This window comes from candidate division KSB1 bacterium, assembly GCA_022562085.1.
In the GTDB taxonomy this organism is placed as follows: domain Bacteria; phylum Zhuqueibacterota; class Zhuqueibacteria; order Oceanimicrobiales; family Oceanimicrobiaceae; genus Oceanimicrobium.
The window spans coordinates 1-6224 of record JADFPY010000275.1 but is presented as its reverse complement, the minus strand read 5'-3'; the positions used below and the strand labels follow the sequence as shown (position 1 = coordinate 6224).

Below are 6224 nucleotides of genomic sequence, written 5' to 3'. Positions count from 1 at the left end.
TTGTAATTGGTACTTCGGAAATTAATTCTGCCACTTTATTGGCTGTTTTTCAATATGAAGTTGGAGCAGCAGTAGAATATAATCCGAATTTTATGATAGTCGCGGAGAACTTGAAAAATGCACCAGGAATTAAGACAGGAAGTGATTATTTATTTCACTCTCGAAAATTGCTCAAACAATCACAGATCCAATATGACTACATTGATGACGAGTTTAAAAAAGAAGTTATAAATAATCAAGAATTCTATTTGATGAATCTTTCCATTAATTATATGGGACTTAATATTAAGCAAGTATATTATTCAACGATTCAAAATGGATTTAGTATGAATACAATCATTTCGTTTATCAATGATGAACAGAAAAATGAATTAGAAAAAGTGATAAACTCAATGACATTCAATAAGTAACTTTTGCTAACAATGCATCATACTACCCCCAAAGCAATCACGAAACGAAAGTTAAAATCGAAAATTTTAAAAAGACAAAATGGATACTCGGCGGGTAAGTCGCAGAGAAGTCCCGAGGGTCGGGATGTACTCAGAAAGTTTTGTGGAATTAAGAGCCTCGCATCGGGTTGGGTGGCGCCGGGTCATAAGTCTGTGCCGCGTAGCGCGTCCGGGCTCTAACATCGCGTCCAGCCGACGAAGGGCAGGTTCTTAAAGGCGGTTCCGCGCCCTCGGAGGTTCTTTTGAAACAGCAAGTTACGTACGCTGTCGTCTTCGCGGCTCACGCCGTCGTTAGGTGTATTAAAATTAAACAATGGAGAAAAATATGAAAACAATGAATTGCAAACAACTCGGAGGGGCATGCGATAAAGAATTTCATGCTAACTCTTTTGAAGAGATTGCAGAAATGAGCAAACAACATGGTATGGAAATGTTTCAAAAGAAAGATGAAGCGCATCTTAAAGCAATGAATGAAATGCAAGAACTTATGAAAAAACCAGAAGCGATGAAAGATTGGTTTGAAAATAAGAAAAAAGAATTTGATGCTCTATCTGAGAATTAGAAAAAGAGAAAAAGAAGCACCGCCCTTTTTAAATTAATTACATAAAAACTATAAGTTATGGTTAAAAACCACCTAACGAATAAGGTTAGATTGTGAGAGCGTTTTTTGCGAACCACAATCTAACCGTTTGTAACGATTCGTTTCGACTCGAACCAAACCGCACGAGGCAATTCCTGAACCGAAGTCAGGTACGCGTTTGGCCGGTTAAATCAGCGTTAGACCCGATACCTTTGGCCCTGAAGAGGGGAGAGAGAATGTTTGAAGAACGACGAAAAATACCAATTACTTCAAAGATGGAGAATTTAAAGAATACGAGTATTGGGATACGTATATTCTCTATCTCTATTTTGATTATTGCATACCTTATGTTAAACACAGAAAATATTTTGGCGCAATCTTTAACCAGCCAACGTACCCTGTCATTCGATTCCCGTTATGTCATTCAGGGCTATTCAAACAAAGCAGTCGGTCAGTTCGGAATCGAATTGTTTAATCTGGCCACTCTACCGGCGAATTTGATTGTAAAACCCGATACAAGCTTAACCAAAGGTGACAAGAAGTTTCTTTTTTATGATTCACACCAATTGCGGAATGTCGCGAATGGCTTACTGCTTTTTGCCGGATCTATATTTATAAAAAACTCTTTTCAGTTTGCATACCATGAATACGGCCACGGTACTCGGTTAGCAGCGATTGGATTTAAACCCTCTTATGGCCATTCAGCCATCGCAAATGAGGCTGATCAGCAGGCAATACTTTCAGGTGAGGTAAAGCTATATGATAATTTATTTTATTTTTATCTGTCAAGTCTGTTTGATGCCACAGGCTTTACAATCATCATAGAGGAAGATACGCTTTTTTCACCCTTATATAATGAGTTAAACAATAATGGTTGGGATGGCTTGCTGCAAATGGGCGGCTTTAACAATGAAATGCTCTTTAGCGAATTTATCGAAGATGAAATGCATCGCAATGGTGGACACATCGGATTTTTATTACCTTATATAAATGGAAAAATAGCAGTCCTGAATTACCCTACCGCCGGGTTGGGTGTTTTCAACGATGTTACCAATATAATCAGCTACTATCAGGGTCGAGGTTACAATATTGATAACGACAAAATTAGTAAAGGCGACAAAGTTTCACTATTCACCAGTACCCTCAGTTATCAATTAGTTTACCAATTTCTCAACATGTTATCAGGAAATTCATCTCGATTTCATCCCTGGGAATTTCGAGGCGTACAATTACCCAATACCCTTTTTTATATGAATCGCAGCGGTCTTTCATACAAAGTCAGAAGCGGATATCGATCCGGTGCATGGCGGTTTCCATTTGCGGTTGAATATGTGTTCGAGGGGGAAAAACGAACGGAGTTCACTTTCGGTGCGGAAAAGGGATTCGAAAAGATAACTGCCGCTTTTGAAGCAATCATTGGCAAGCGCCTTGATTTGGCGCTGGACGTGAGTTACCGCCAGAACAAATGGCTCATGTTATCTGGCGGATACGCTCTCTACGACCAACGGAATTTGCATGGAGAACGATTAATTCCCAGCTTGGAACATGGCTCAGTCTACCATGACTTTTATCTTAGAGCATCTTTAACCTATTAATGGAATCTATGCACTTTTCATCCCAATGCAGTTCATGACTGCAGCGGAAACGGCTGGAATGTTTAATAATTCATTTGAGGTTCTAAAGATGCCTTTAATTGGAAAGAATTGAAGAGCTGTGCAACTCGTACAGAATTTCGAACCTACAAGTAGAAAATTCTCCTAAAAAATCCGGTAGTTCTTTAATCCCCAGTGCAATTCCCGAGCCGTAACTTTGATGATGCTTGCGGTAGGAACTGCGAGCAGCATCCCGAAAATCCCCACAAGCTGCCCGCCGATTAAAATAACAATAATAACTGTCAGAGGATGGAGTTCCACACTTTTGGAAACGATGAAGGGTGAGACAAATATGTTTTCAAAAAGTTGAATGGTGGCAAATGCCACGGCAACAACCGCAACAATTTCCAGGGAGCCGTCGTTGTGAATAAGCGCCATGATTATGGCCGGAACAGCTCCAACAATGGGTCCAAAGTAGGGAATCATATTCGCCAGGCCGGCCATCGCCCCGATAAAAAAGGCGTATTTAATTTCTAAAAGATAGAGAGCGAAAATAGACAGCGAGCCGACGATAGAAGCGACCAGTAACTGACCACGAATATACCGCCCAAGCTGAGTGCCGGTTTTGTGTAAAATAATCAAAGTCATTTCAAAGTAGCGGTTTGGCACCCAACTCACCACCGTTTTCTTCATTCGGCGCCCGTCCTTGAGCAGAAAAAAAGTGATGAAAGCCAGCATAATTATCGACACCGCCGCCGACAACACATTCACAACCATTGAGAAACTTTTTTTCAACAGATCATCGATCTTCTTTTTCAACTCTTTTTGGATCATCGGGTTCGACAAAAACGGTATCTTATCCCCCAGATTCTCTTGAAGTTTCTGCAAAGTCTCCCCGGGTGACTGTTCATTCAGGCCGGAACTCAACTGCTTTATTTCATTGGTAATTCGCGGCGCCAGAAATTTAAACCCAACGCCGCCCAGGAATATGATCATGGCAAAAACAAGTACTGAAGCCAACAACCTGGCTATGCCGCGGTTTTCTATAAAATTGACTATCGGGTTTAAAATAAGGGCGAGGAAAAATGCGATAATAAGAATGGTGACAACAGATTGCAGAATCGGGATCAGGATTAATAATGCCACAAAACCAAGTGTCAGGACGAATCCGCCAATGATCTTTTTAATCGTCCCGGGATTAAAACGAACAGATAAAACAGGGGGTTGTTCCATATTTAATTAGCCTGCATTATTCATGAAAATTGCTAACTGACTTTGGATTTTGCAGGTTAGGTTATTTATAAACAGTGGATTATTGGAGTAATGGATTGCTGGAGTATTGGGGAAAACGAGGCCATTAATCCAATATTCCATTGATCCATTAATCCACAATCTAACTGCTTAAATGTTAATATGTTGAATCAATTGCTATATTTCTTTTTGTGAATTAATCAGGTTAGTTTCTTGAATGCTTCTTTTGTAAGCTTGCATATTTTTTGCCTGAGAGAATTCAAATCGGATGGACCGAGCCCCTACTTAATAACTTTCGTGTCTTCTAATTTGTCCCAGAGGGTTTGCAGCTCGTCATTGGTGTGTTTTAGTCTTTCGCCAATCAACAAAGACAGGTTGAACAAAAGCTGGTTTCCAAGTCTCGGTTTGCGGTCAATTAGTTCTAACAAGTCCGGACGAAAAAGCCCGAGAATTTTGCTGTCCTCTAGGGCCATCGCCGTTGCAGAGCGAGGCGATTCGTCGAGCAGGGCCAGCTCTCCAAAAAACTCACCTTGAGCTAATTTTGCCAACTCCTCGCGCTCCTTTTCAGAGCTACCTTTATAAATTGCCACGGTCCCCTCTTGCACGATATACATCCCGACTCCCGGTTCACCCTCCCAGAAAATGGCTTCATCCGCTTTATACGTGCGCCGGTGCAGCAGCTTCTCAAATTCTCTCAGGCTGGAATTTTTCATATTCTTGAAAAGCGGAACCCGTTTCAATATTGCCATGGTGGTTTCTTCTTCACTGGCTTTCTTTTTAAAGATGTTGCCCCAGACCGCATCACCGGCATGGAAGTTAAAAAACGAGTTGTTGGTTTTTTTCTTTTTAGCTGCCATTAATACTCGACTTATGATTAAAATTTACAAAAGATAAATAAATCGAATCTCTAAGTCAAGATGTAACTGAAATAAGCTGCTTCTGGAATTCAGAATTATTCTCGGTTCCGGGCGGGTAAAACTCTTGAGGGAAAAAGATCAGAGGGAATCGGACAGACCGGGTTTTATTCTCCTTGAACTACTCGCCCTACCACTTATTGTTCCTGAAGGAATTCGCAAGTTCTGGCCCGGATAAATTAAATTGGGATCCTGGATCAATCCACCATTTGCTGCATAAATCTTTCTATATTGACTTGCCTCACCATAAGCTCTTTTAGCAATTTTCGAAAGCCAATCATTTAGACGAACGGTATAATTTTCAGTATTTCCTAATAAATCCGGAATTTCTAATCTCTGGCCCGGGTAAATTTTATTGGGGTCGGCAACGATATCCTGGTTTGCTGCAAATACCACTTTATACTTCATTGCATCGCCATAATAGCTCTCGGCGATTTGAGAAAGCCAATCACCAGAACGCACAGTATAGTATTGTTTCGCCTTAACTACATCCGGAATTCGCAGCTCTTGTCCAGGGTAAATCTTGTTGGGATTTTCCAGAACGTCCTTATTTGCTGCGAAAATTGCAGAGTAGTTCATGGCGTCTCCATAAAACTTCTCTGCAATTGTAGAAAGCCAATCGCCCGAACGGACAATATAACGTTTCACTTCAGATTGTTCGGCTTTTGCTGATGAAACGCTCACCATAGATTTTTTGGGTTGAGGCGAACGGCTTTGCGGCAGTTTCACATTTTCAACATTTGCTTTCTTCTTAACATCGGCTTCGGCAAACAAGAGGGCCGGAGAAACAATTTTTTTCCCGGGTAGAACCCCAACCAGCGCATGGTTTTCCTGACCGCTCAGAACATTAACCTCTACACTGTTTTCATCAAGATGATGATTAGCGGGTAAGTATTTATCTTTAACGCTAATTCTCCATTTGCCTTGAGGTAAGTTGGTAAATGTAAACTGGCCTGATTCATCTGTGCGACGGCGTTTCGTTTCGGAGCCATTACTAAGCACAACCAGAGCGCCGCCTAAACCAAATCCTTCGGCTAATTCCTTCTCTTCGCTGGCAATACCCGAGTCATTATTTTCATTTGAGGCGTATAGGCTTTGCTGTTCTTTTCCAAAGGGATAAACATTGACTTTTCCAGTAAGAGTTGCAGCTCCCGTAAGTGCGACCGAAAGGTATGTTTCCTCACCGTTGAGGATGTCGATAGAGCGGGGATTTCTTTCAACAGTGGTTTTATCTCCGGGAAGGCTTAGCTTCTTCACAGTAAAGGAGTACTTACCGGGCTTTAAAGAATCGAAAATGAAGTTACCCCGCCTGTCCGTTACCGCGATCGCTTCATTAATTCTGAGAATAACATGCGGAACACCCTTGTTTGTTTCTTGATCAAAAACCCGTCCTTTGACCAAACCTCCAATAAGGTTGCTCTTTATAACAAGACTCGCG

At 41.3% G+C, this 6224-nt stretch carries 6 protein-coding genes; 3 read left to right on the top strand and 3 right to left on the bottom strand.

The window, feature by feature from the left end; translation table 11 throughout:
- From IH879_17825 to IH879_17815, 3 genes are all read left to right on the top strand, one after another.
- A partial coding sequence (locus tag IH879_17825) for a hypothetical protein (protein MCH7676782.1) occupies positions 1–410 on the top strand: 410 nt, incomplete at its 5' end.
- A 364-nt stretch (positions 411–774) separates the two neighbouring features.
- Positions 775–1011 (top strand): DUF1059 domain-containing protein, encoded by a 237-nt coding sequence (locus IH879_17820; GenBank protein ID MCH7676781.1) that lies wholly within the window; start codon positions 775–777, stop codon positions 1009–1011.
- Positions 1012–1265: 254 nt separating this feature from the next.
- Positions 1266–2624, top strand: coding sequence for a hypothetical protein (locus IH879_17815; protein ID MCH7676780.1), 1359 nt, complete (start codon positions 1266–1268; stop codon positions 2622–2624).
- A gap of 162 nt (positions 2625–2786) precedes the next feature.
- Here IH879_17815 and IH879_17810 read toward each other — a convergent pair whose 3' ends face one another.
- From IH879_17810 to IH879_17800, 3 genes are all read right to left on the bottom strand, one after another.
- Positions 2787–3854, bottom strand: coding sequence for an AI-2E family transporter (locus IH879_17810; protein ID MCH7676779.1), 1068 nt, complete (start codon positions 3852–3854; stop codon positions 2787–2789).
- Positions 3855–4153: 299 nt separating this feature from the next.
- Complete coding sequence (locus IH879_17805) at positions 4154–4729, bottom strand: cyclic nucleotide-binding domain-containing protein (protein MCH7676778.1); 576 nt, start codon at positions 4727–4729, stop codon at positions 4154–4156.
- Positions 4730–4867: 138 nt separating this feature from the next.
- Positions 4868–6187, bottom strand: coding sequence for a LysM peptidoglycan-binding domain-containing protein (locus IH879_17800; GenBank protein ID MCH7676777.1), 1320 nt, complete (start codon positions 6185–6187; stop codon positions 4868–4870).
- Between the last annotated feature and the right edge of the window lie 37 nt (positions 6188–6224).

Bases quoted from the DNA above. Each gene is read 5' to 3' on its own strand.
- IH879_17820 (MCH7676781.1), top strand. From the start codon at position 775: ATGAAAACAATGAATTGCAAACAACTCGGAGGGGCATGCGATAAAGAA.
- IH879_17815 (MCH7676780.1), top strand. From the start codon at position 1,266: ATGTTTGAAGAACGACGAAAAATACCAATTACTTCAAAGATGGAGAAT.
- IH879_17810 (MCH7676779.1), bottom strand. From the start codon at position 3,854: ATGGAACAACCCCCTGTTTTATCTGTTCGTTTTAATCCCGGGACGATT.
- IH879_17805 (MCH7676778.1), bottom strand. From the start codon at position 4,729: ATGGCAGCTAAAAAGAAAAAAACCAACAACTCGTTTTTTAACTTCCAT.